Source organism: Bacillus sp. AM 13(2015) (assembly GCF_001518755.1).
Lineage (GTDB): Bacteria > Bacillota > Bacilli > Bacillales > Bacillaceae > Bacillus > Bacillus safensis.
On sequence record NZ_LKCP01000085.1, the window covers coordinates 1 to 26,886 of the forward strand.

Here is a 26,886-nt window from a genome sequence, read left to right on the forward strand (position 1 = left end):
CCTAAAACTGTTCTGATTGCCTCAGAGCCTGTTTTTCGAAAAAGCACCATATAATCAACTGGAAGCCCCTCCTAATATGGAGGGCTTCTTTTCTCTCTATATGAGTAAAAAATTTTACTTAATAAATTTAATAAAATATGTTTACTTTTTTTACTTAAGTTGATATTCTCACATTAAGAAAGCGTTTTCTTATCATCTGTGAAAAAAGAACGAGAGGGGATTACCAATGAAAAAGGGAAAATGGGCGACATTATCAGCAGTCGTTGGTACTGCTGTGCTTCTGCTTTCAGCATGCGGGCCAGGAGATGACAATTCAAGCGGGAGTCAGCCAGCATCTACAGGTACAAAGACCTTGCTAGTATGGGAGGATGTCAAAAAGTCTGATGGGATTCAAGACGCTGTAAAAGAATTCGAAAAACAAAACAATGTGAAAATCAAAGTGGTCGAAAAAGCGTATGCTGACCAAATCGAAGCTCTCCGCCTTGATGGAGCAGCCGGGACAGGCCCAGACGTCATCACAATGCCTCACGATCAAATTGGATCAGCTGTCACTGAGGGGCTGTTACAGGAAATCAAGCCTGATCAAAAAGTAATCGATTCCTTTACAGACGAATCCATTCAATCACAAACGGTAGACGGCAAGCTGTATGGCCTTCCGAAATCCGTTGAAACGACTGTGCTTTTCTATAACAAAGACCTTGTCAAAAAGGCACCAACTACACTTGATGACTGGTATGACCTTTCGAAAAAGCTGACAAAAGACGGGAAATACGGTTTTGTTGCGAAATGGGATGAAATTTACTATGCACAAAGTGTGTTAGGCGGATCAGGGGGCTATATTTTCAAACAGAAAAGCGATGGCTCCTATGATGTGAATGATATTGGCCTGAACAACAATGGCGCCATCGAAGGCGGAAAATACATTCAAAAATTCTTTAGCGAAGGACTTTTCCCGAAAGGTATCATTGGTGAACAAGGAATCAATGTCCTCAACTCCTTATTCACAGAGAAAAAGGCGGCAGCTGTCATTTCTGGTCCATGGTCATTTGGTCCATATAAAGAAGCTGGAATTGACTATGGCGTAACAGAGCTGCCAACACTCCCGAACGGAAAGCATATGAGTTCATTCTTAGGTGTAAAGAGCTACAACGTCTCCTCTTATTCTAAAAATAAAGACCTTGCTGAGAAATTTGTTGAGTTTATCACGAATGAAAAAAATTCGAAGAAGCGATTTGAAGTAACAGAGGAAATTCCACCAGTGAAAAAGCTGATGAAGGATCCAATTATTACTGAAAACGTCAATGCGGATGCTGTTTCAAAACAAACGAAATATGCCACACTGACACCGAATACCCCTGAAATGGCAGAGGTGTGGAAGCCGATTGACAGCGCATTAGGCCTCATTGCAACCGGACGAACAGATGTGAAAAAGGCATTTGATGATGCGGTCAATCAAATCGACTCTCAAATTAAAGCAAATCACTCCAAATAATTATCAAACACGGGTAGCCTTTAAGTCTATCAAGCTGCCCGTATTTGATCTAATTTCATGTGAAGTAGGTGTTAGACGTGACGGGTAACCTTGAACTAGACCGCACACACATAGTGGAATCAAAGACACACCGGAGACGGGCGCTAATGTTCTCCCTTATACCCGGGATGGGGCAGATATACAATAAACAGTACGGCAAAGGGGCACTTTTTTTCCTATTCGGCGTCTCTTTTATCATCGTATTTTATGATTTATTTAATATTGGCTTCTGGGGGCTGTTCACACTAGGTACGATGCTGCCTCGTGACAACTCTGTTTTCCTTTTGGCAAAAGGGATTATTGCACTGTTAACAGCTGGTTTTGGTATCGGCTTTTACGTACTCATGATGCGTGACGCTTTTATAAACGGAAAAAAACGTGATCAAGGGGTTCCGCTCCATTCCATTCGAGCTCAATATCATCAGCTTATCGACCAAGGCTTTCCTTACTTAATGAGCACTCCTGCTTTCTTTTTACTTCTATTCTCTGTTGTCTTTCCTATTATGTTCAGCTTTGCGCTGGCTTTTACGAACTACGATCTATACCACTCGCCTCCTGCAAATCTGATTGATTGGGTAGGGATCAAGAACTTTCAAAATATCTTTTCAATTGATATTTGGAGAGACACTTTCATTGATGTACTTGGCTGGACCGTCGTATGGACGTTGGCTGCGTCGACCCTTCAATGTGCCATTGGCATCTTTCTAGCGGTTCTGCTCAACCAGAAGGATTTAAAGGGAAAACGGTTTTTTAGAACGATTTTGATTCTTCCTTGGGCTGTTCCAGGTTTTGTGACCATTTTGGTGTTTGCCGGACTGTTCAACGATACATTTGGAGCCATTAACAACACACTTTTTGCATCGATTGGGATTGATCCAAAACCATGGCTGACAGATCCATTTTGGAGCAAAATCGCCCTCATTGCGATGCAGACTTGGCTTGGATTCCCTTTTGTTTTCATTATGACAACCGGTGTTTTACAGGCGATTCCAGAGGATCTATACGAAGCTGCGACCATTGATGGGGCAAACTTCTTTCAGAAATTCCGGTCCATCACGTTACCGCTTGTCCTTTATTCCATTGCGCCTATATTAATCACGCAATATACGTTTAACTTTAACAACTTTAATATCATCTATTTATTTAATGGCGGAGGACCACCTGTGGCTGGCTCAACTGCCGGGGGAACGGACATCTTGGTTTCTTGGATTTACAAACTCACGATGCAGTCTTCTCAATATGCACTTGCTGCCGCAGTCACGATCTTACTTTCAATCTTTGTCATCGCCATTGCACTCTGGCAGTTTAAGAGAACGAATTCATTCAAAGAGGAGGACATGATGTGATATGGGATCAAAACAAAATAAGCTCATTCGCCTGAGCATCACTTATTTTATCCTTTTCATTGCCTCCATTTGTATTCTATATCCACTGCTTTGGACGATCGGTGCTTCCTTTAATCCTGGGAACAGCCTGATGAGTACCAGTATGTTTCCGAAGGATCCAACGTTCAGCCATTTCACCGAGCTGTTCTTCGGTCAGGGGGCACTTTATGCAAAATGGTATTGGAACTCAATGAAGATCAGTATTGCCACTATGGTTTTAACGCTGATTCTTGTTAGTTTTACAGGCTATGCCTTTTCCAGATTCCGCTTCAAAGGACGTAAAAATGGGCTGATGCTCTTTTTGCTGCTGCAAATGATTCCTCAATTTTCAGCGCTGATTGCGATTTTTGTTCTTGCTCAAATGCTTGGACTCATTAATAGCCACCTTGCCCTGATTTTGATTTATGCAGGTGGACAAATTCCGATGAATACGTATTTAATGAAAGGCTATCTTGATGCGATTCCGAAGGATCTCGATGAATCAGCCAGAATGGATGGCGCAGGGCATTTCCGGATTTTCATCCAAATTATTATGCCGCTCGCTAAGCCCATCTTAGCCGTTGTCGCGATCAACTCATTTACAGGTCCACTGGGTGATTTCATCATTTCCAGTGTCATTGTCCGCTCACCCGAAATGTATACGCTCCCAATCGGTCTGTACAATCTTGTGTCAGATAAAATGGGTGCCAGCTACACGACCTTTGCAGCCGGGGCTTTACTCATTGCGATTCCAGTCGCTTTATTGTTCCTTGTTTTACAAAAACAATTTGTGTCCGGCCTCACACAAGGCGGGACAAAAGGATAAGGGGAGATTTGATGAAGAAATGGTTGCTTGTCACTGTTGCCTTTTTCTTTCTGATAGGGTTAGGTGTTTTGCCTGAAGCTAAGGCAGATGCGATTTCTGTTCAGCCGATCAATGGATTGCAAGGTGATTTCATCAAAGGAGCCGATATCTCTATGCTTGCAGAAGTAGAGAAAAGCGGTGGCAGATACTACAACCAGAACGGACAGCAGGTTGATCCGCTCAAGCTATTAAAGGATAAAGGCGTCAACTATGTGCGTATCAGACTGTGGAACCATCCATATGACAATCAAGGCCGTGCTTATAACGGCGGGACAAATGATCTCAATACAGCCATCGCTTTATCGAAACGTGCAAAAGCACAAAATATGAAAGTGCTGCTTGATTTTCACTACAGTGATTTCTGGACGGATCCGGGTAAACAATTCAAACCGAAAGCGTGGGCGTCCCTCTCACAAAGTGATTTAGAAAAAGCAGTCGGCACTTACACAGGCGATGTGCTCAAAGCGATGAGAGCGCAAAATGCCTTGCCGAATATGGTTCAGGTCGGGAATGAGTTGAACTCAGGTATGCTGTGGCCAAACGGAAAAAGCTGGGGTGAAGGCGGTGGTGAATTTGATCGGCTCGCTGCTTTGCTAAAAGCTGGCACAAATGCCGTCCGCTCTGTCGATTCAAACATCAAAATCATGCTTCACCTTGCACATGGCGGAGACAATGGTGCATCCCGCTGGTGGTTTGATGAAATCACAAAACGAGGCGTCTCATTCGATACAATCGGTTTATCTTATTACCCGTATTGGGACGGCGGCTTTAGCGGTCTTACGTCCAATATGAATGATATTAGTGCCCGCTATAACAAAGACGTCATCGTGGTGGAAACTGCTTACGGCTTTACGACAGCAAACGGTGACAACCTAGATAACTCATTTAATCAAGACTCTGTCAACACAGCCGGCTATCCAGCCTCACCTCAAGGCCAGGCATCTTTTATACGAGATCTATCCGAAAAGATTTCAAAAGTAAACAACAACCGCGGAAAAGGATTCTTTTATTGGGAGCCGCTTTGGATTCCAGCGAAAGGTGCTCCGTGGTCTAGTCAATACGGGCTCGCTTATATTCAAACCACCGGTACTGTCGGAAATGCGTGGGAAAATCAAGCGATGTTTGATTTCAACGGAAAAGCACTACCTTCTCTTGATGTATTTAAACAAATGACACCGTAACTAAAAGGATAGGACGTGACAAAATGGGAAAGCGTTACCCACTCGTTCACCCAAATGTGAAAGGCTTTTTGCATGGTGGCGATTACAATCCAGATCAATGGCTCCATATGCCAGAGATCATTGACGAAGATTTTCGATTAATGAAGCTTGCACACTGTCAAACATTCTCCATCAACATATTCGCATGGAGTAAGCTAGAGCCAAAAGAAGGTCAATATGACTTTGCTTGGCTGGATGACATTATGGACCGCTTGGCAGCGCAGGGGGCACACGCCATTCTCGCTACGCCAAGCGGGGCAAGACCTGCTTGGCTGTCGCAAACATATCCAGAAGTATTGCGCGTCGAAGCGAATCGTCAGCGTAACTTACATGGACTGCGCCATAATCATTGCTTCACCTCTCCGGTTTATCGAGAGAAAACGAACACACTCAACCGGCTGCTTGCGGAACGCTACAAGGATCATCCAGCACTGATCATGTGGCACATTTCAAATGAGTACGGCGGCGAGTGTCATTGCGATCTTTGCCAGGAAGCATTTCGAGACTATTTGAAGGACAAATACAATCATGATCTTGAGGCTTTGAATCAAGCATGGTGGACAGGATTTTGGAGCCACACGTATAGTGATTGGTCACAAATCGAGTCTCCCGCACCACACGGGGAGCACATGATTCACGGCATGAACCTGGATTGGAAACGCTTTGTCACAGCGCAAACGATTAATTTTTATCAAAATGAAATTGAACCGCTGCGGGAATTGACGCCTCATATCCCAGTAACCACGAACTTTATGGGTGACTATCCACATATGCGTCCATTCCTTGGGCTGGATTATCATCAATTTGCTAAAGAGGTCGATGTGATCTCATGGGATAGCTATCCTGCTTGGCATAGCGGCAGAGAAACAACGGCCGAATTAGCATCAAACGTCGCCTTTGTACATGATTTGTATCGTTCATTAAAGGACGGACAGCCGTTTCTCGTCATGGAGAGTACGCCGAGCCTTGTGAACTGGCATGAAGTCAACAAGGTCAAACATAAAGGCATGGCACACCTTTCTGCCATGCAGGCAATTGCCCACGGATCAGACTCCGTGCTTTATTTCCAGTGGCGGCAAGGTCGAGGCGCCTCTGAGAAATTCCACGGTGCCGTTGTCGATCATTCTGGCCATGAACATACGCGCGTGTTTCAAGAGGTAGCTGATCTAGGAAAACAACTGGAGCAGTTGCAGCCAATTGCGGGCACATCCGTTCAGCCAGAGGTTGCCATCATTTACGATTGGGAAAACCACTGGGCCATTGATGATGCGCAAGGCTTAAATAATACAAACAAACGATATGTAGAGGCTTGTCAAACTCACTATCGAAGCTTTTGGAAAAAAGGCATCCCTGTTGACATTGTCGGGATGGAAAAGGATTTCTCATCCTATCGTGTGCTCATTGGGCCAATGCTCTACATGATCAAACCAGGCGTTGCAGAAAAAATTGAAGCCTTTGTCAAAGAGGGCGGCATTTTTATCGCGACTTACTGGAGCGGCATGGTCGATGAAAATGATCTCTGTTTCCTCGGCGGTTTCCCTGGTCCTCTCCGCCATGTACTTGGCATTTGGGCAGAGGAAATCAACACATTGATGCCAGATGAACATGTGTTAATGACGACAGGAAATGGACGCACCTATCATGTCGGACAATATTGCGAATCCATACATCCTGAAACGGCCTCTGTGCTAGGGCATTTTGAGAATGGCTGCTACGAAGGACAGCCAGCCCTGACTGTCCGTTCATTAGAAAAAGGGAAGGCATACTATATGGCCTCAGAAAATGAACAGGCTTTTTATGATGAGTTTTACGAAGACCTTATCGCAGGCATTGGCATACAGCCCGTCCTATCCACTGCAATTCCAGAAGGAGTCAGTGTACAAAAACGAACAGACGGTACGCAGGACTATGTGTTTTTGATGAATTTTTCAGAAGAGCAGCAGAACATGTCACTAGATTCAGAGGCAAGCTATGAGAATATACTGACTGGCCAACAAGTGCCTGAGCAGCTTCAACTTGATCCTTACGAGTACGTCATCCTGAAAAAATAATTGAAAGAAGCGTCCATTTATTGGGCGCTTTTTGATTTTAATGAGTATATATACCCATATTTATCGCTGTGAATTTATTAGTTATTTTTTATCTAAATTTTTTTGCAATATTTGATGCCGCATTACGACTGGTCACTCCATCCTTTTTTACCATTGTATAGGTATGAAAGCGGTTGCTTCATACTCATAAATTTGATAATCTTTTTTTTCAATGCACCTATGGGAGTGCATTGGATGAAAAGAATAGATAAATGTAAACGGTTTATTTGCAGGGGGAGGGGCTTATGTTAACGTTTGTTGGATTGTTGATTATTTTAACGATTGTTGTGCTGCTGATTTGGGGGAAAGCAAGTCCAATTGTCGCCATGGTCATGGTGCCTTTAATAGGGGCACTCATCGCGGGATTTGGGATCAATGACATTCAAACCTTCTTTGAGGAAGGGATTATCAAAGTATTGCCGGTGGCGACCATGTTTATCTTCGCCATTTTATTTTTTGGCATTTTGCAAGATACAGGGTTCTTTGAACCTGTAATTAAAGCTTTAATCAAGCTGACAAAAGGAAATGTTGTCACAGTTGCAATGGGAACTGCTTTAATTGGGGTTATCGCACACTTAGACGGAGCAGGGGCTACGACCTTTTTATTAACTGTACCTGCACTGCTTCCGCTTTATAAAAAATTACATATGAGTCCTTATTTGCTGCTGTTATTAATCGGGACGAGTGCCGGATTAACCAATATGATTCCATGGGCCGGACCGACTGGACGGGCAGCAAGTGTCCTGAATATGGATCCCTCTGAACTCTGGGTGCCACTCATTCCAATTCAGCTCATTGGCGTTGTGCTCGTATTAGGGATGGCATTCATTTTAGGAAAAAGGGAAGAAAAACGAATTCGGGTGAAAATTGCTGCAAATGAAATAGCTGCGGTTCAACTAGAAGGCGCAGATTGGGATCGTGCAATTCAGTCTATTAGTGAAACGGGAGATGCCTCTTTAAAGCGTTATCATCTCATTTGGGTCAACCTTATCCTATTTGTATCTGTTGTCGTGCTTCTCGTGTTGAACGTGATTCCTGCTAGTTTTATGTTTATGATTGGCCTGTCACTGGCACTATTGATTAACTTTCCGAATGTGAATCTGCAGATGGAAAGGATTAAGGCACACGCACCTAGTGCGCTGATGATGGCGGCTGTCATTTTCTCCGCAGGGTCATTTTTAGGAATTCTTGAAGGCACGGGGATGCTGAAAGCCATTGCTGTGGACAGTATTCACATTTTACCAGCCTTCTTGCTGCCATTTTTACATATCATTGTTGGGCTGCTTGGGGTGCCGCTGGATATGCTGACAAGTACAGATGCCTATTATTACGCCCTTCTGCCAATTGTTGAATCCATTACATCTGAAGTTGGCGTACCAGGCACTTCTGCGGCATATGCCATGATGATTGGGAACATCATCGGAACCTTTGTCAGCCCGCTTGCTCCCGCTGTTTGGCTCGCTGTAGGTCTTGCAGGGGTTGATATGGGGAAACACATCCGGTACTCTTTCTTTTGGATGTGGGGATTCAGTATTATTCTTCTATTCGTGGCGATGCTGATTGGCATCATTTAAAAAGAAAGACATGCGCGGATATGCGCATGTCTTTTCTATCATTATGAAGGATATTCACTTGTGTGAATGTCTGTATTCGGCTTTCTAATAAGAGACATTAATCCAATGATAAACAATAGAACCATTGGAACGAATGCAAGGCCAACTGTTCCAATTAAAAGAGTCACAGCAGAAACCAAGAAAAGAATACCTGATAGCACGGCACGGCGGTCAGTTTTCAAGAAAATCACGCCAACAATCGACAGCACAGCCGCAATTGCGGAAACGACCATGAACTGAGTACCAAATGCATGAACCGAAGCCTGAAGCGTTTCGATCGGCAATGTTTCTCCTTCCTCTTTTAACACTTCATTGATTTCATCATAAAAAGATGGACCCACAGAAAGGATTAATGCCCCAAACCCAACACCAATGGCATTGAGGACAATACTAATAATCCCCATAATTTTTTCACCTTTACGTTTCATCATGTGTAAACCTCCTAAAAAGTTAAATTAACCTGTTTTCACTTCACGCTTTTGGAAGACAATTAAGGCAATGGCTAAGAAAATAGCCCAATAGATGACTAGGACGATTAATGAGAATCCTAGAGACATACCTTCGATAAAAGTAGGTGTGTCCGCGAAATATTGTGCAGGATCGTTGGCAAACAATAAGTATTTCGCCCAATCAAAGAAGAACATCAAAATGCTTGTGATGGATGCTCCAACAATATAAGCTAACACACTAATCGCAATAGAAAGGGCCTCACTTCTAAATACCGTTGAAATGGCAAAAGAAAGTGTTCCTAGTACAACAAACATAGCACAATGTGCCAAATAATATGACACCATATTTGTAAGCTGAGATTGTTCAATGACTTTACCATTTTGATAGGACAAATACACATAATCATGATTGAGTCCAAAGAAGATCGCACCTAGAATAAATGACAGGATAAATAGGACCGCGATCAGAAATAGAGAGTAAAGTTGAACGGTAAAGTATTTAGATAAAAGAATTTTCATTCTTGATGGTGGACGGATGAGTAATAATTTAATTGTACCATGCTTATATTCAGCCGAGACAATCGTCGCTGCAATGATAATCACAAATACACCGACCAGCTGAAGCAAATCAGCATTGATCTTCACATAAGTCCATGCATTTTTACCGAATTGATCTACAGGAGGTAAATTATGCTTGATTCGATACTCATTGATTGCTATTTCGCTTTCAAGGGATCTCTTATAAAATCCTATATTATCCTCTTTCAATTCTTCCTTATTTGCTTTATTGATCGCTTGCAGTTCAGTCTTCCAATCACCTGAAGCTTGATCTTTGTCATTTGTTTTCACTGCAAAGATCAGCGTGGCAACCATACCTAAAACAAGAAGCCCAACCATAATCCAAGTACCAACACGATAACTGATCTTCATCCACTCGTTTTGAATGAGGCGAATCATACGTCTGCCTCCTTTTTACCTGTTAAGCTTAAGAACTTATCTTCTAAGGTTTGTTTTTCGATTTTGATTTCGTACAAATGAATAGACGCGCTGCTCAAATGACGAATTAATTCTGGCATTTTTTCTTCTAGCATAGAGAAAAATAAGTACTGCTCTTCTTCTCTTACAGTGATGCCTTCCTCAAATGCACCAATTAGTTTCTGTGCTTCTTCAAGCTCCCCGGCTGCTACCTTCATTCGATAATTAACCAAATCATCCTGCTTCGTCTCAGCACGTTGATCCTCAATGGCAACTAGCTTTCCTGTTTGGATAATTGCAAAGCGATCACACATCAATTCCATCTCTGACATGAGGTGACTTGAAACAATAACAGCAAGCCCTTCTTCCTTTGCAAGCCTTCTCAAGTAATCTCGTATCATTCGAATCCCCTCAGGATCAAGTCCATTGGTTGGTTCATCTAAGATTAGCAGTTTCGGTCTATGTATGAGTGCCTGCGCAATGCCCAATCGCTGTTTCATTCCTAATGAAAATGTACTCACACGTTTATGTTTCACATGCTGTAAGCTGACTAGCTCTAACAGCTCATCAATGCGCGCTTCATCCACTTTCCCATTCATTCTGGCAAAGTGAACAAGATTTTGTCTTGCCGTTAAGTGATTATACATTTCTGGGTTTTCAATAATGGCACCGACATCTTGGATGGCATGCTGATAGGAGGTTTGAATACTATGACCATTAATCAGAATGTCACCAGATGTAATGGGAGAAAGACCGACCATCATACGAATGGTTGTTGTTTTCCCTGCACCATTTGGTCCTAAGAAGCCAAAGACTTCGCCCGCTTGGACAGAAAAGCTCAAGTCTTGAACAATCTTTTTCCCGCGAATATGCCTAGATACATTATGCAGTTCTAAAACGTTCGTCACGTTACCTCTCCTTCTTTGTCTAAGTATCATCTATCATTCTATTTCCTGATAAACACCATGATCCGTCAAAAATAGAAATACACTTCCATATGGTACAGCAATGCCCAAAAGTTGTGAAGGGGATTAGCCAAAATTTAGCGAATCATCTGCCTTTTTTAAGGTGGAGTTAAGAAAACTACGGATTTTTATGTGAAAAGAGGCTTGATTTTTTTAAAAATGAACCTTTTTCAACAGGTATATATGTATGGAATTTTGTTTGAGATTATTCCTTTCACCTATAAATAAAGAAAAGAGGCCTCTTACAGCCTCCTTTCATACATTATATCTTTTTCACAAACTCTGATTTTAATTTCATTGCGCCGAAGCTAGGAATTTTACAATCAATGTTATGATCGCCTTCCACTAAACGAATGCCTTTGACCTTCGTTCCTATTTTCAAAACGGATGATGAACCTTTTACTTTTAGGTCTTTAATGACAGAGACCGTGTCCCCATCACTTAACAGGTTCCCATTCGCATCTTTGACAACAAGCTGTTCCTCTGCCGCTTGTTCTTGTTCAAGTGACCATTCATGCGCACACTCAGGACAAACCAACAGACTGCCGTCCTCGTAAGTATAAGGTGAGCTGCACGAAGGACAATTCGGTAGATTAGACATTTTTGTTTCCTCCAACTTTCTACATCATTTATATCGATTTTACCACATTTCTATAGAAGGAATGTGATAGAAAAGGAAACATTTTTCATCGTTTACTTTTTTATTCCAAATTCTAACACAGCCGCGATATTCCGAGCTGTTCTCTCTACATGGAGATTCGCATCGTGTATCGCCTCAGAAAGAGAGGTAATACCTGGAACAATACTAAAAAGTGCATCAATTCCATGATCATGTACGACTGCACTGTCTTTTGAGAGAGAGCCTGCGATGGCAATCACGGGTAGATTATACTGCTTCGCTGCTTTGGCTACGCCGATTGGCGTTTTTCCATAAATGGTCTGCCGGTCAATTCGGCCTTCTCCCGTAATGACAAGGTCTGCCTCCTTGATGATGTCATCAAAATGAACAGCTTTCAGCACAATATCGATTCCTCTTTGCAAATCGGCTTTTAAAAAGCCTAATAAACTCGCACCAAGTCCCCCTGCAGCTCCTGCCCCTGCTGCATCTTCAAAGGATATATTGAACTGCTTTTCAGCTACTCGTGCAAAATGAGCTAGGTTCTTGTCTAACACTTGAACCATTTCTTCATCTGCTCCCTTTTGAGGGCCGAAAACGGCAGACGCTCCTCTCTCACCTGTTAAAGGATTATCCACATCACAAGCCGCCTCCAGCCGGACAGATTGCAGCCTTGGATCGAGTCCAGATAAATCAATTGAAGCTAATTGATGAAGTGCCCCGCCGCCTGACGTCAGTGCATGTCCTGTTTTATCAAGGAAAGCTGCACCTAATCCTTGCATCATTCCAACACCGCCATCATTTGTTGCACTTCCGCCAAGCCCAATGATCACATGCTTCGCTCCATTATCCAGCGCTGTAAGTATTAATTCACCAGTTCCTCTCGATGTCGTCCATAACGGATTACGTTTTTCTCGCGGAACAAGGTGTAATCCAGAGGCTGCAGCCATCTCTATGACAGCAGTCTGACTGTCTCCTAACATGCCAAAAAAAGCATCCACAGGCTCACCAAGCGGGCCCGTGACCACTTGATGAACAATATGCCCACCCGTCGCATCAACCAACGATTGAACAGTTCCCTCTCCTCCATCTGCCATTGGCAGTTTGATATACTCTGCGTTTGGTAAAATAGAACGAAATCCTCGTTCAATGGCACATGCTGTCTCATAAGCAGACAAACTTTCTTTAAATGAATCTGGTGCGATCACAATTTTCATCCTATCAGCCCCTCATTTCTTATCATGTCCTTTAGCCAAACAGGTGGAAAACGCCAAAAATAATGGTCGATACAACGGTTAATGTCAAACCGATTAACGATTCAAAAGGCATGAGCTTTAAACGCTCTTTAATATCCATTTGAACACTTCCTGCTGTTGCATGGAAAAAGCTCCCGTGCGGCATATGGTCAAGCACTGTTGCGCCAGCATGAATCATGGCTGCCCCTGAAAGAGCAGATACACCAAGCCCAATCAGTGTTCCGCTAAACACACCACTCGCTACCGCCGTGCCAGCTGTTGTCGAAGCAGTAGCGGCTGACATAAATATCCCTGAAGTTGGTGCAAGTAAATATGGAGGTAAACCCGATGCATCAAGTGCCTGAATAAACACATCTTTTAAGGAAGAATTCGATACGATTCCTGCTAATGTACCTGTCCCTAATAACATAATCGCGACACCTGACATTTTATGAAGCCCCGACATCGCATAATCATTGAGAAATTTCCCTTTTTTCATGAAAAGAGCGCCTACAATCCCTCCAATTGGTAAGGCGATCATTGGATCTATATTGATTTGAAAAAGCGGCCTTAAAGCCAACAATAAAATGGTAACCAGTGGACCAGCCAGTGCTTGAAAAAAAGCAGGTATTTGAACTTTACTTTGTCCGGTTTCCTCCTCAAGAACAGGTGTCCCTTTGTTTGCAAGCTTTTTAGCTAATACATATGTAACCGCCAGCCCGAACACAGCCGGAATGACACCTGCAGCCATCATTGAAGTCAGAGGTACACCAAAAGCATCTGAAGCGGCAATGGCATTCGGATTCGGTGACATGATATTTCCTGCCTTCCCGCCTCCAATCATAGCAAGGAGAATTCCCGTTTTTGAGAGCTTTGCGCGTTTAGCAATGGCTAGTGCGATGGGCGCTACCGTAATAACCGCAACATCTACAAACACGCCCACTGCTGTTAAAATCATCGTTGCAAGTGCGAGTGCTAATAGTGCCCTCGCCTCACCAAGCCTTCTCACGATGGCCTCAGCGATCGATAACGCTGCACCCGACTCAATGAGAACACCAGCCAGTACACCTGCCGCCATAATTCTAAGGACAGCTGGAATCATGTCCTTAGCACCTTCCATCATGACGTTGACGGTCTGAACAATATCTACACCGCCAACCAAGCCGCCTATAAATGCACCTGCCAGCATGCCATAAGCAGGAGATACTTTTTTTAGAATGAGAACAATTGCGATCACAAGCGCCGCCATAGCTCCCAAAGTACTTACCGTTACATCTCCACTCATCCTCAATCCCCCTAAAAATATCTTTCTCCAATTGTAAGCGTTTACCCAAAGGGATTGTGTTGTGAATCTGGATGAACTTTTTTCATCTATCACTCTACTCAATTGTGCATTTGCACAATCAAGATAATTGATTCATTAGCTGCGCCATATAAAGCTCGATTAACTGTTTTACATGACGAGGGTCTTTTCCAGTCAATTCTTGAATTTTGTCTAAACGATAACGCAATGTATTCCGATGAATAAATAAACGATCAACAATGCTCTGCAAATCACCGCCCTCTTCAATGTAAACCCTTAATGTATGGGCGAGCTCTGCTTCTTGTGTCAGCGGCTTGTAAAAGTCAGTCCATCGACTTTTCTTTTCAGCAATCCCCGCAATCATGAATAAGCTTTCCAGCTGATAAGACTCAAAGAAATACATACTTTCTTCCGGATCAAGAGCTTTCCCTAATCTCAGGGCTTCTCTCGCATGCTGAAAAGAAATTGGCAGCTGGCTGATGTCGTCAGCGACAGTCCCTATCCCCACTAGCACCTTGCCTCCTATTGCTCTTTGCATTGTTCTTTGCAGATGACCTGCCATCTGCTTTAATTGATGTTCAGGTATGGAATGACTTAAAAGAATCAATTCATGACAAAAGGTCATACCAAGTAAATCATCCGCCTTCTTATCATATTGAATCGCATGCATCAATTTATGAACAGCATCCTCTGAGGATGGAACTGGCTGAAAAACAATAGCCCTTCGGCGCTTGTCTAAATCCATTCCCAGCCAAGCAGCTCGATTTTTCAGCTGATGATCCCCAACATCAGAATATGAAATCAACTGATTGACAATTTCACTTTCTATTCGATGACGCCATTGAACCCGTTCGAGCAGAAAAGATTGCTCTAACACCAGTTCAGCTGCCATCTTCACCAGCTCGGCATGATGCCGAATATCCTCTGGCTCACCAGTAATCCCAATCACACCAACTACTTGTTCATGAAAGCAAATAGGCAGGTTGATCCCCGGTCTCACTCCTTCTAAGCGCAAGGAGGTCTCATGGTCAATTTCCACACTGTTCCCGCTTGTCAGCACAAGTCGTGCACCATCATGTTTCTGGCCAATCCTGTTTCTTTCACCAGAACCAATAATGACACCATCTGCATTCATCACATTGATGTTTTTATGTAAAATATGCATCGTACGTTCAACCATTTCTTGAGCCAATTCTCTGGTTAAAAATTGCATGAGTCATCTCTCCTGAAGGTGTTTTCATTCAATGTATCATAGTGTCTTTGAACAATAAATGCAAAGTGTTTAAAACCAGCCATTGACAAAGACACCCTAAAAAGTGTTTAATCAAAACAAAGACCGACCGACAGTCTAGTTAAAAGAAAGGATGGCTTTATGAGAACCGTTAAACATCCTGAGGAACGTAAAAATGACATATTAAACGCAGCAGAAGCGCTTTTTTCAACCAAAGGCTATCAGAAAACAACGATTATTGACATATTAAAAGCCGTTGGCATTGCAAAAGGCACCTTTTATTACTACTTTGCATCCAAAGAAGAAGTAATGGATGCCATTATTGACAGGATCATCAAAGAAGATATCATAGTGGCAAAGCGTATTGCGGCTGATCCAGACCTTCCAGTCGTTGACAAACTATTTCGTATCATCATGGCGCAATCACCTCAGCAAGGAAGCCATAAACAGGGGATGATCGATCAGTTCCATCAGCCTTCTAATGCAGAAATGCATCAAAAAAGCTTAATTAAAGCCATTAAAGAACTATCACCAGTGTTGGCAGATGTCATTCAGCAAGGTGTAGAGGAAGGGACATTCAAAACGAAGTATCCGCAAGAGACGGTTGAATTCCTTCTCGCTTCTGCACAGGTCATATTTGATGAAGGCCTGTTTCAATGGACAGCCGAAGAAAGTATACAACGCGCTTTAGCTTTTATTGATATACTCGAATCCTCATTGCATGCAGAAAAGGGTAGCTTTTCCTTCCTGCTGAAGCGATTATCTGGTGAGCAGGATGAAAATAATCAGTGATTGGTCACTTCAATACCAATCCTGCATACATTATAGACTGACGGTCGGTCTAAAAGGAGAGTGATATTTATGAATGTATTATTCAAAAGAGATTCATCTCACTTTATCTACCTCGTTCTCGGACAGATTATTTCCGTTTTCGGATCTTCTCTCATTCGATTTGTTCTATCTTTACATGTGCTTGATATGACACAACGAGTTGATTTATTTGCCTTACTTTTCGCTTTATCCAATATCCCGTTCCTTCTCTCCCCATTAGCTGGTGCAATCGCTGACCGGTTTAACAGAAGGAACTTGATGATTTTATTTGACGTCCTCGCCGGCATCATGATTCTTGCTTTTTATTTCTGGTTATTATCTGGAAATGATTCACTCTACATGATCGGAGCTGTCATGATACTTCTTGGTGTGATGAGTACGTTCTATGCACCTACTGTGATGTCCAGCATTCCACAGCTAGTGAAAGAAGATCAATTAGAACAAGCGAACGGCATCGTCAATGGCGTTCAGGCACTTTCAGGTGTTCTCGCACCTGTTATCGGTGGTGTTCTATACGGAATGATTGGAAGTCAATTCATTATAGGTGCCAGTGCCATCGTATTTTTCCTATCTGCGTGCATGCTCTTACGATTAAAAATACCCTTCTCCTCTAGTCCGCTGACAGATTCTATGGGCAAAGTGCTCATAAAAGATATGAAACAAGGATTTTCTTATATCGGCAGCCAGCCGTTTCTAAAAAGAACCATGCTGCTTGCTGCAATGTTAAATTTCATCCTTACACCATTTTTTATCGTAGGTGGCCCAATCATTTTAAGGGTCACAATGAAAACCAGTGACATCATGTATGGAGTAGGAATGGGCTTGATTGAGTTCGCTGTCATCGCAGGTGCTCTGCTAGTTGGACTTGTAGCGAAGCATTGGCGCATTCCTACTTTATATCGCTGGATGCTTGTCATCGCCATCATCCTGCTGCCTGTGGCGTTCTCAACATCGACTATGGCTCTACAATTTGGCACTTATCCAGCTTATTTTCTCTTTTTAGCAGGATGTCTTCCAATTGCTATGCTGCTTACAATGATCTCGGTCGTTGTGATATCACATATTCAAAAGAAAACTCCAAATCAGCAATTAGGAAAAGTGATGGCCAATCTAACAATGGTTTCTCAATGTGCAGTTCCGCTTGGTCAAATGATGTATGGGTTCTTGTTTAATACGTTTTCAGCCAACATGTATGTGACTGTGTTAATCGTCAGTGTTTTCATGTTTGCCCTAGCCTACCTAACAAAAAATATGCTTCAACATGAAGGGGAATCAGCCTCATGAGATTCGCCTTTATAAAGAAAGACTTAACCCGCCACCGTCTTATTTCAATTGGTTTAACTATTTGCATCATGATGACTTCATTTCTCGCAGCAAGTGCCGCTCAAATGACAGTACAGCTGAATGGATCCATTTCTGGCCTGCTCCATTCTGCTAAAGCGCCAGACTTTGTCCAAATGCATGACGGCGACCTAAATGAAAAAGACATTGAAGCATTTTCAAGTAAGCAGTCCATGGTAAAAGCTCATCAAATCGTCCCTATGATACCAATTGAACATGCAAACATCAGGTTCGGACATGAGCCTGCCAAAGCAGGTGTGATGGATCATTTATTTGTGAAGCAAAATCGCAATTTTGATTTTCTTTTAAATCAACAAAACGAGAAGCTCATTGTCAATAAAGGTGAAGTGGCTGTCCCAATTTATTTTCAACAAAAGTATCATCTCAACATAGGTGAAACATTACTGATTGAGAAAAGAGCTAATCAATTCACCTTTCGCATTAAAGCGTTCTTGCGAGATGCACAAATGAACCCCAGTCTAGTCAGTTCAAAAAGATTTCTTCTTCATAACGAGGATTGGGACGCAATAAATCAAGTGTTTCAACAAAAAGAGTACTTAATCGAATTTTTACTGCATGATGCCGCGCAGACAGATGCTTTTCAAGCAATCTATCAATCATCACAGATGCCACAACAAGGCCCAGCTGTCACACTGCCTTTGCTGCGCATGCTGAACGCATTGACAGATGGAATGGTGATTGCCATTCTTTTGCTTGTTTGCCTGCTGCTCATTAGTATAGCCCTTCTCTCACTCCATCTTGCTATGACGGCTTCTATAGAAGAAGATGAACGTGAAATTGGCATACTGAAGGTACTTGGGATTCCTTTAACAAAAATTAAGCAATTATACGTTGGAAAGTATGCCGTGCTTGCTTGTGCAGGATGTATAGCAGGCTATGTGTTAACACTTATATTTGGTGATATGTTTACGGCCAATATTCAGCAATACATGGGGAATCAGCCTTCTTTTGATCATTTGTTAATCCCGCTTTTTGTTTCTATTGTGACTGCAATGATCGTCATCTCTTGCAGCTATGCTGTCCTAAGAAAGTTTGGTCAAATATCAGCTGCTCAAGCCCTTCAAGGTGGTATCCATTCATCGAATCATAAGAAAAAAATACCTATGCACCTCAAGAAAAGCAGGTTCTTACCGATCCACATTTGGCTTGGTTTAAAAGACCTGATATCACGAAAGAAGTTGTACACAACGATTACTTGTATTATTGCACTTTGTACATTTTTAATGCTGATGCCTATTCAGCTATGGCATACCTTACAATCACCGAATTTCATCACCTACCTTGGCTCGGGTAAAAGTGACCTTCGAATTGATATACGCCAAGGAAATCAACTAACGAAAAATACAAACGAAATAGAATCAATGATTCGTGAAGATAGGAGCATTCAAACAGCAGCCATCTATGAGACTGCTTCTCTTCAGGCGAAATCAAAGGAGAATTCATTAGAAACGCTCTATTTAGAAACAGGTGAGCTCTCAGCATTTCCCCTCACCTATTTACAAGGCCGGCAGCCTTTAAAGAATGATGAAATTGCCTTATCCGTGTTAAATGCAGATTCACTTCAGAAAAAGATAGGAGAAAGAATCACTCTCGTAACTAACGGGCATGAAACCCAAAGAACGGTGACAGGTATTTATCAGGACGTCACCAATGGAGGCAAAACAGCAAAAGCAATATCACAGCCATTTCCTCAATCAGCTCTTTGGAAAACCATTCAAATCCAACTAAAACCAGGAGTAAATATTGCAGAGAAAAAGGCGATATTTGAAAAAAAGGTATCTCCTGCAAAAGTGACAGATATGAAAGAATACGTTCATCAAACGATCGGCAGCACAGCAGCTATCGTAAAAGTCGTTGCATTTTTTGCTACATTAGCTGCTTTTGGGACCGCCAGCTTAATGCTGTTCATGTTCTTGCACATGTTAAAAGCTAAAGATTCAAGCCGGAACAACATGTTAAGAACAATTGGGTTTTCTATAACAGATATAACAGCACAATATATAACAAGTTTTATCGTTGTTCTCTCTTTTGGTGCCTTTATTGGAACAATCGCGGTCAATACAATTGGTCCTGCTTTGATGAGTGTCGGTGGAGCTTCATTAGGGGCGTCGAGCCTTCAGTGGCTGTCATCGCAATGGGTGTCGGTTGTGTATCCACTCATACTATTTATTGTCAATTTAGCTTTGATCGCCTGGTTATTGAAGACGTTTTTTTCTAGCCAAACGACAAGGCATACACTTTAATAAGGAGTTGTTTCACATGGAACACTTGATTGAAACGAAGCGATTGTCATTGCATATCAATTCATTAAAAGGACAGAAACAAACGATTCTTAAGGATATTCATTTATCGATAAAGCGCGGGGAATTCGTGACCATTATGGGACCTTCTGGATGTGGAAAAACATCCTTACTTTATCAGCTTAGCGGCATAGAAACAGCTTCAACAGGAGAGATCAAATATAAAGGCCGAACACTATCAGAAATGACAGAAAAACAGTTAAGTGCTCTGCGCTTAACTGAGATGGGATTTGTCTTTCAGCACAGCCACTTATTAAAAAATCTTAATCTATTTGACAACATCATTGCAGCAGCTTATTTAGCAAAGAAAAAGCCAAGACAAAAAGTGAATGAACGAGCTCAATATTTAATGGAAAAACTTGAAATTGATCATTTGGCAAATAGATATTTGACAGAAGTATCGGGAGGACAGCTTCAAAGAGCCGCTATCTGCCGAGCGCTCATGAATGAACCAGACATACTTTTCGCTGATGAACCAACAGGTGCTCTTAATTCCAGTACAACAAAGGAAGTGATGAATATTTTTTCAAGAATCCACTCTGAAGGAGCAACACTGCTGCTTGTTACACATGACCCCAAGGTGGCTCTTCGTTCTGAAAGAATCATGTTTATGAATGACGGAGAAATGGCAGACAGTTTACAATTAGGAAGATATGATCGTTCAACTGCCGAGAACCGAGAAATGAGATTAAATCAATGGCTGCAAAATTTAGGTTTTTAATTTGAGTAAAATCAGGCAGGAAACTGCCTGTTCTACTTTTTCTGGCACTCAAACGAGTAATCCATAGACAAACTATTTGTTTCTAAGATGATTTTGCCGCCAGCTTGTTGACAAGATTCTGTCAGCAGCTCAATTTCTTTGCTATAGAAGTATCTCTTTGACATATATAGAGTCACTAAAACAAGTAAAAGAGTCGTGATAATGACTGTAATTTGTCTGTTTAAGCTTTGAAATCTTTTTTTCATTTCAACATCCTTTCTAAAAGGTCGTAGTTTGTGTTTAATACTTACTTTTGTCGTCATCTATCAGTTTCTTATTTCATGATCTAGCAACATCATACCTGATTTTCTTTCCTAGATCGACCTTCCATTTTCCCTCTGAAATAGCTAAAACTTCTTTATTCCAAATATACGAGTGATATTTTCGTTCATTATTATAAAACCCATTGTATATATCCCTTTTTTAGATTTCCAAAAAGAGATTTTATTCATTTGTGTTAACAAGCATTCTCCCTTACAATATCGTACATCACATGACCTTAGGTCCTTTTTATTACCCCTTGTCAATCGCCTTACCGAAACGATTATATTTTACCAAAAATTGTGATATCGTTTTTTATGAAACAGGTGAAAGGATCTTAAAGAGGTGAAATTTCCATGGCTATCATTTCTGCTGAACAGGTGGGGAATCGTTTAAATGATTGGAGAATTGCAATTCGCAAGCACGATGTACACAGTGCAAAAGCAATGTATACAGAATTAAAGGAATTACTTCAAAAAATGGAAAAGAATCAGGAGGTCTTGACCTATTACTCATTGCTAGAAGGCAAGTATAAGCTCATGTTATATGAACGGAGAGGTACGAAACTGAAGGAACAGCTAGAGCCAGATTGCCCCTCTAAAACAAACGACTTAATTGAATACTATTTTTACCTATACAAAGCCCTTTACGCGTCATATAAAAGAGACTATGCATCAGCCATTGGACTGTTTAAAATTGCCGAGAAAAAACTACAACACATTCCTGATGAAATAGAAGTAGCAGAATTCCATACGAAAATCGCCAACTTATATATGCTGCTTCGTCAAAGCCTAATTTCTCTACACTACATTCAGAATGCAATTGATATTTTCAAAAGCCATGAAGGATATGAAAGAAGACTAGCTGCCGCCTTTGTCATCGCCGCTGCTAATTATATGGACATTGGCGACTTTATAAGGGCAGAAAATTATTACAAAGAAGCATTACACATCGCAGACAGTCTCAATGATCATTTTCTAACATCACAGCTTTATCATAATATCAGTATTTTGTACGCCGAAGCTGGCGAATCAAAAAAATGTATCGATGCCCTAGAAAAGGCTCTTAGTGACGAAGACTATCTCTCATCGTGTTACTTCCATCACTCCATGTACATGTTAATGAAAGAGCTGCTCTCTATCGATGAAAGGACACAAGCTCTCTATTACTTCGAATTGGTTAACCAAAAACATGAATCAGAGAAATGCCCCATCTATACAGCAAAAATGAATTTGCTTTACCATCTATATTTCACTGAAGATATGGCTCAAAAAGCTCAAGCCTGTTTCGATGAAATCAGCATTCTTAAAAAATTAAAAGATGCTGAAGGAGTCTGTGAATTAAGTGCATTAGCAGCAAAACACTTTGAAGAGCTGGGAGCAATTCATCAAGCCTATCTCTTTTTAAAGGAAGCTGATCGCATGAAACATCCTATCATTGACTGGGGGAATTCTAATGAAAAAAATGAGTTTATTGATTATCACTTTGACCATCGTTGTTTTAGGACAAACAGGGACTTTCAATTCATTAAATGATGAAAATGGTACAACAGAACGACCTATCGGAACTTAATATAAACATTTGCCAAATAAAGAACCACTCGCCTCATCAAGGCAAGTGGTTCCACATTTATTTTAGTTGCTGATAAGAAATGAGGCGGTGTATATGTACCGCAAGATAAGTCAGCTCATCATTAGGAATGACGATACTATGCACCTGTTTAATATAGTCTTTGATCTTAAAAGCAACATCCATCGCTTGAGGATATAAATGTGCAATTTGTTCAAATAACTCATTTTCCTGATCTGATAATAATTTATCAGCATAAAACCTTTCTACAAAGAATTTCACATGTGTAATGAAACGACTATAATGAATATTCTCTTGATCCATTTTCATATTCAACGTATAGCGCACAAGATTAACAATACTTCCGATCATCTTGGCGTATTTCATACCATCTTTCGACTCGGACTCTTCACCTAATGCATTAATCAAGTGGAAGGCGATATTGGCAGCTTCTTCTTTTGGTAATTGTATGCCCAATGTGTCATTGACTAACTCAAGTGCGTAATTCCCTACTTCAAATTCTTCTGTATAGTAATTTTTGATTTCCCAATACACACGATTCGTAATATTAATATTCTTTTTATGACGTTCCACTGCAAAATTCAAATGATCCATTAAGGTAAAATAAACACCTGAATTTAAAGTTGAGTTTAAACGTTTTTCTGCATATTGGACGATTTGCTGAGTTAAATCGATAAACTCCTGAGCCATTGAATCTAACAATTGAAGAAATTCTTTTGCTCTCATGTTATCGACTGACATAAAGACTTGGTCCGCTTTTTTCTCTTCTATCATTTGACCTGGTTTCTGGCCATAGCCAATTCCTCGGCCGAACAAAACCATCTCCTGTTGGTTCTGATCTTCAGCCAGGACCACGCTCGAGTTTAAAACTTTTTTGATTTTAAACATCGTCATCACCTGTTTTCATGATTGTGGTGTTCAATCAAGCGATTCACCATTTGTCTCAATGACTTTTTGGTACCAATAAAATGAATCTTTTCGAGATCGTTTTAATGTCCCGTTCCCGTCATCATCTTGATCTACGTGAATGAAGCCGTACCGTTTTGACATTTGCGATGTACCTGCACTAATAATATCAATCGAGCCCCAGCTCGTATATCCAAAGAGGTCGACGCCCTCTTCAATGGCTTCTCTCATTTGACGGAAATGCTCCTTGAAATAGTTAATACGATAGTCGTCATGGATTGAGCCATCACTTTCAACTACATCCTTTGCACCCATGCCGTTCTCGACAATGATAAGAGGTTTTTGATAGCGATCATACAATTCGATCAAAGAAATTTTCAGACCAACCGGATCAATTTGCCAGCCCCAATCAGTTGAAGGAAGATAAGGGTTTTTGACTCCACGAATGGTATTCCCTTCTGTCTCTTCTAATCCTTCTTGGGCTGATTCCGTTAAAGACATATAGTAGCTAAATGAGATAAAATCTACTGTGTTTTCTTTTAAAATGGTAAGATCATCTGCTTCCATATGAATATGAATATCTTTTCTCTCAAGCATACGCTTGATAAGTGGCGGATACTCGCCAAACACCTGAACATCTGCATAGAAATAGTTTTCTAAGTTTTGTTTCAAAGCTTGTTCTACATCATTGGGGTGGCACGTATGCGGATACGTTGTCAATTTTGTCAGCATACATCCTACCTGACTGCCTGGGATGATACGATGGCAATCTGCTGTTACGAGAGCAGATGCGACAAATTGATGATGAAGTGCTTGGTACACCGTCTCTTCTACTTTTCCTTCTGGGCAGCGATCAGGAATAATTCCCGCTGTAATGAAAGAGTGGCGGTGAATACTATCAATTTCATTAAAGGTAAGCCAATATTTCACATCATCTTTATAACGTTCGAAACAAACATTGGCGAATTTCACAAAGAGGTCAATTACTTTTCTTTCAACCCAGCCGTTATATTTCACACTAAGGGCTAAAGGCATTTCATAATGAGAGAGAGTCACGATCGGTTCTATGTTGTGTTTTTTCATTTCTGCAAAGACACGATCGTAAAATTGCAGCCCTTTTTCATTCGGTTCCGCTTCTTCTCCAGTAGGGAAGATACGACTCCATGCAATAGAAATTCGAAGTGTTTGAAATCCCATTTCAGCAAAGAGAGCCAAATCCTCTTTATAGTGATGATAGAAATCGACACCTCTGCGTTTTGGGTATTTTTTATCGTCTGGATCTTTCATCGCACGATCTATATTTTCAGTGGTAACTGCAAGATGGCCTTCATAATCTTCTACACTCAAGTTGGAACGGTACATTGCAATATCTGCAACAGACGGCCCCTTTCCATCTATATTCCAGGCGCCTTCTGCCTGGTTAGCAGCAATGGCGCCGCCCCATAAAAATCCTTTTGGAAAACCTTTGATTTTTGTCATATGATTAGCCTCCTAATTGTGTAACAACCATCAATGTATCTTGACGATTGACCTCTTGTAATGGCTGTACCTTAATATCATATTGATCTGTATTTGTGACTACAGCAAGTGTTACTGGATCATATCCTGCTTCCATGATTTTTTCTAGATCAAATTCAATCAATAAATCACCCGCTTGAACACGATCTCCAGCCTGTACTTTTGGATGGAAATACTGCCCTTCCAACTGAACGGTGTCAATGCCGATGTGGAATAATACTTCAACTCCATGGTCCGTTTTCATACCAAGTGCATGGTTTGTTTCGAACAGCAAGGTTACCTCTCCATCTACAGGTGCATAAAGTGCTCCTTTTGAAGGTACAATGGCAATTCCTTCTCCCATGACCTTTGAAGAGAAAATATCATCTTTCACTTCGGATAGAGAGATCATTTGGCCAATCACAGGGCTCTTGAATGTTTCGCCTGCTCCAATTTTTTCAGCAAACCCAGCTTGATCCTTTGTCTTTTCTTCTACTGTTCGATCTTTACCTAATACAAAAGCAGCGATAAAGGCGACAATAAACGAAATGACCGCTCCAATGATAGCAAACATCAGATTTCGCGGTAGCTCATCTGATATAAACATCGACATGCTTGCTAAACCAGGACCAACAAGCACAAAGGCTTGTATACCAACTAATCCAATGAAAATTCCGCCAACAAACGAACCAATCATGACACTTCCTAGAACTCGCTTATTTTGCAGTGTCACACCATACAGCGCTGGCTCTGTGATGCCAAAAAAGGCTGATATCCCTGCCGAAATGGCTGTTGATCTAAGTACCTTGTCTTTTGTTCGAAGTGCCACAGCGAAACACGCTCCACTTTCCGCAATATTATGCGCAAGTGATGCCGGCAAATAAAGTGCTTCTTTCCCAAGGGTTCCCATCGTTGTGACTGCATAAGGAACCATTGCTTTATGCATGCCTGATGCCACCATGAATGGGAGGACCGCTGCTAAAATGGCGACAGCTACCCAGCCTACCGTATTAAACATCGAAAGAATAATAGATGAAAAACCTTGCCCCGCTGTAAAACCAATCGGTCCTAACAGAAGTAGCGTAACTGGTACAGTAATGACCAATGACATCATCGGAACGAAGAAAATCCGAATTGGTTTTGGTGAAAACCGTGTAAAGAATTTTTCCATTTGCGCGTAAAGCAATACAGAAAGGATGGCCGGAAACACTTGATACGCATAAGCTATATTTTTCACATCGAATGACAGTAATTGTGCACCTTCTGTAAGCATCGCCGTCATGTTCGGCAGAAGAAGCGCACCGACTGCTGATAGTGCGACCAGTGGGTTTACTTTTAGTTTATTCGCCGTCGTTACAGCAACTAGTAAAGGCAGAAAGTAAAGTGGTGCGTCACCTACCATGTTCAATATTTGATAGGTTTGTCCCTTTGCATCCATCCAGCCTAATAAAGAGAAAAGGAGAAGAAATGATTTTAAAATTCCTCCGCCTGCGATAGCTGGTACAAGCGGCTGGAAGACACCGACAATGAAATCTAACAGAACTGTGCCTGCTTTTCTTTTTTCATTTGGCTGATTGGATGGCACATTCTGGCTTGATGAGCTGCCGCCTATTAAACTTGTTACCTTTTGATACACTTCAATGACGTCATTCCCAATGACTACTTGGCATTGTCCTGTCATTCTAACAGCTATGACACCCGGTGTTTTTTCCAGTGCTGGTACATCTGCTTTTTTCTGATCAATTAGTGTGAAGCGAAGTCTTGTTGAACAATGTTCAAGGTGCGCAATGTTTTCTTTGCCGCCTACATGCTGTAAAACGTCTTTGGCAACTTGTGTGTAATTCATTTTTTCTCCCCCTTTTCTCATACACGAGACCTATATTTCGGCAATAAAAAAAGGACCTAAAACGACAAATAAAAGA

Annotated in this window: 22 protein-coding genes; 11 read left to right on the plus strand and 11 right to left on the minus strand. The window is 41.5% G+C overall.

The genetic code is table 11. From position 1 onward, the window contains the following. The first annotated feature begins 226 nt into the window (after positions 1-226). The 6 genes from AOQ70_RS16060 to AOQ70_RS16085 all read left to right on the plus strand — a co-directional run bounded on the left by AOQ70_RS16060 (position 227) and on the right by AOQ70_RS16085 (position 8,644). On the plus strand, positions 227-1,492 hold the full coding sequence (locus tag AOQ70_RS16060; RefSeq protein WP_058838405.1) for an extracellular solute-binding protein: 1,266 nt from the start codon (positions 227-229) through the stop codon (positions 1,490-1,492). Between the two features lie 146 nt (positions 1,493-1,638). After that, entirely contained in the window at positions 1,639-2,877 is a 1,239-nt protein-coding gene (locus AOQ70_RS16065; protein WP_047203725.1) for a carbohydrate ABC transporter permease, read from the plus strand. 1 nt (position 2,878) lies between these two features. After that, a complete protein-coding gene (locus AOQ70_RS16070; RefSeq protein ID WP_039182698.1) occupies positions 2,879-3,721 on the plus strand; it encodes a sugar ABC transporter permease in 843 nt (280 codons plus the stop codon). Positions 3,722-3,732: 11 nt separating this feature from the next. Beyond that, positions 3,733-4,941, plus strand: coding sequence for a glycoside hydrolase family 53 protein (locus AOQ70_RS16075; protein WP_039182699.1), 1,209 nt, complete (start codon positions 3,733-3,735; stop codon positions 4,939-4,941). Between the two features lie 23 nt (positions 4,942-4,964). After that, on the plus strand, positions 4,965-7,031 hold the full coding sequence (locus AOQ70_RS16080; protein ID WP_059377304.1) for a beta-galactosidase: 2,067 nt from the start codon (positions 4,965-4,967) through the stop codon (positions 7,029-7,031). Between the two features lie 284 nt (positions 7,032-7,315). Next, entirely contained in the window at positions 7,316-8,644 is a 1,329-nt protein-coding gene (locus tag AOQ70_RS16085; protein WP_058838401.1) for a CitMHS family transporter, read from the plus strand. 41 nt (positions 8,645-8,685) lie between these two features. Here AOQ70_RS16085 and AOQ70_RS16090 read toward each other — a convergent pair whose 3' ends face one another. From AOQ70_RS16090 to AOQ70_RS16120, 7 genes are all read right to left on the minus strand, one after another. After that, positions 8,686-9,114 (minus strand): DUF4064 domain-containing protein, encoded by a 429-nt coding sequence (locus AOQ70_RS16090; RefSeq protein ID WP_039182706.1) that lies wholly within the window; start codon positions 9,112-9,114, stop codon positions 8,686-8,688. Between the two features lie 24 nt (positions 9,115-9,138). Continuing rightward, positions 9,139-10,089: an ABC transporter permease subunit gene (locus AOQ70_RS16095; protein ID WP_059377306.1), complete on the minus strand. Its 951-nt coding sequence runs from the start codon at positions 10,087-10,089 to the stop codon at positions 9,139-9,141. Further along, positions 10,086-11,015, minus strand: a complete 930-nt coding sequence (locus tag AOQ70_RS16100) for an ABC transporter ATP-binding protein (protein ID WP_082700869.1) — start codon at positions 11,013-11,015, stop codon at positions 10,086-10,088. The genes AOQ70_RS16095 and AOQ70_RS16100 overlap by 4 nt, the downstream gene beginning before the upstream one ends. Positions 11,016-11,334: 319 nt before the next feature. After that, a complete protein-coding gene (locus AOQ70_RS16105) occupies positions 11,335-11,673 on the minus strand; it encodes a zinc ribbon domain-containing protein YjdM (protein WP_024423969.1) in 339 nt (112 codons plus the stop codon). Positions 11,674-11,765: 92 nt separating this feature from the next. After that, positions 11,766-12,905 carry a glycerate kinase gene (locus AOQ70_RS16110; RefSeq protein ID WP_059377312.1) on the minus strand — a complete coding sequence of 380 codons (1,140 nt, stop codon included), beginning with the start codon at positions 12,903-12,905 and terminating at the stop codon, positions 11,766-11,768. Between the two features lie 31 nt (positions 12,906-12,936). Next, positions 12,937-14,208, minus strand: coding sequence for a GntP family permease (locus AOQ70_RS16115; protein WP_059377314.1), 1,272 nt, complete (start codon positions 14,206-14,208; stop codon positions 12,937-12,939). A 118-nt stretch (positions 14,209-14,326) separates the two neighbouring features. Next, entirely contained in the window at positions 14,327-15,439 is a 1,113-nt protein-coding gene (locus AOQ70_RS16120; RefSeq protein ID WP_059377317.1) for a CdaR family transcriptional regulator, read from the minus strand. Between the two features lie 159 nt (positions 15,440-15,598). Between AOQ70_RS16120 and AOQ70_RS16125 the strand changes: the two genes are divergently transcribed. The 4 genes from AOQ70_RS16125 (at position 15,599) to AOQ70_RS16140 (ending at position 20,671) form a co-directional block, all read left to right on the plus strand. Next, positions 15,599-16,249, plus strand: coding sequence for a TetR/AcrR family transcriptional regulator (locus AOQ70_RS16125; protein WP_059377319.1), 651 nt, complete (start codon positions 15,599-15,601; stop codon positions 16,247-16,249). A 69-nt stretch (positions 16,250-16,318) separates the two neighbouring features. Further along, on the plus strand, positions 16,319-17,572 hold the full coding sequence (locus AOQ70_RS16130) for an MFS transporter (protein ID WP_059377321.1): 1,254 nt from the start codon (positions 16,319-16,321) through the stop codon (positions 17,570-17,572). After that, positions 17,569-19,893, plus strand: a complete 2,325-nt coding sequence (locus AOQ70_RS16135) for an FtsX-like permease family protein (protein WP_059377323.1) — start codon at positions 17,569-17,571, stop codon at positions 19,891-19,893. The genes AOQ70_RS16130 and AOQ70_RS16135 overlap by 4 nt, the downstream gene beginning before the upstream one ends. Before the next feature lie 16 nt (positions 19,894-19,909). Beyond that, a complete protein-coding gene (locus tag AOQ70_RS16140; RefSeq protein WP_059377326.1) occupies positions 19,910-20,671 on the plus strand; it encodes an ABC transporter ATP-binding protein in 762 nt (253 codons plus the stop codon). A gap of 32 nt (positions 20,672-20,703) precedes the next feature. Here AOQ70_RS16140 and AOQ70_RS16145 read toward each other — a convergent pair whose 3' ends face one another. Then, positions 20,704-20,916, minus strand: coding sequence for a hypothetical protein (locus tag AOQ70_RS16145; protein WP_058838595.1), 213 nt, complete (start codon positions 20,914-20,916; stop codon positions 20,704-20,706). Positions 20,917-21,327: 411 nt separating this feature from the next. On the opposite strand from AOQ70_RS16145, the gene AOQ70_RS16150 reads away from it, so the two are divergent. After that, on the plus strand, positions 21,328-22,506 hold the full coding sequence (locus AOQ70_RS16150) for a Rap family tetratricopeptide repeat protein (RefSeq protein WP_059377328.1): 1,179 nt from the start codon (positions 21,328-21,330) through the stop codon (positions 22,504-22,506). A gap of 94 nt (positions 22,507-22,600) precedes the next feature. On the opposite strand, the gene AOQ70_RS16155 is transcribed toward AOQ70_RS16150, so the two are convergent. The 3 genes from AOQ70_RS16155 to AOQ70_RS16165 are packed head-to-tail and all read right to left on the minus strand — an operon-like array spanning position 22,601 to position 26,810. After that, complete coding sequence (locus AOQ70_RS16155; protein WP_059377331.1) at positions 22,601-23,449, minus strand: PRD domain-containing protein; 849 nt, start codon at positions 23,447-23,449, stop codon at positions 22,601-22,603. 30 nt (positions 23,450-23,479) lie between these two features. After that, on the minus strand, positions 23,480-24,946 hold the full coding sequence (locus tag AOQ70_RS16160) for a glycoside hydrolase family 1 protein (RefSeq protein ID WP_059377333.1): 1,467 nt from the start codon (positions 24,944-24,946) through the stop codon (positions 23,480-23,482). A gap of 4 nt (positions 24,947-24,950) precedes the next feature. After that, entirely contained in the window at positions 24,951-26,810 is a 1,860-nt protein-coding gene (locus tag AOQ70_RS16165; protein WP_059377336.1) for a beta-glucoside-specific PTS transporter subunit IIABC, read from the minus strand. Between the last annotated feature and the right edge of the window lie 76 nt (positions 26,811-26,886).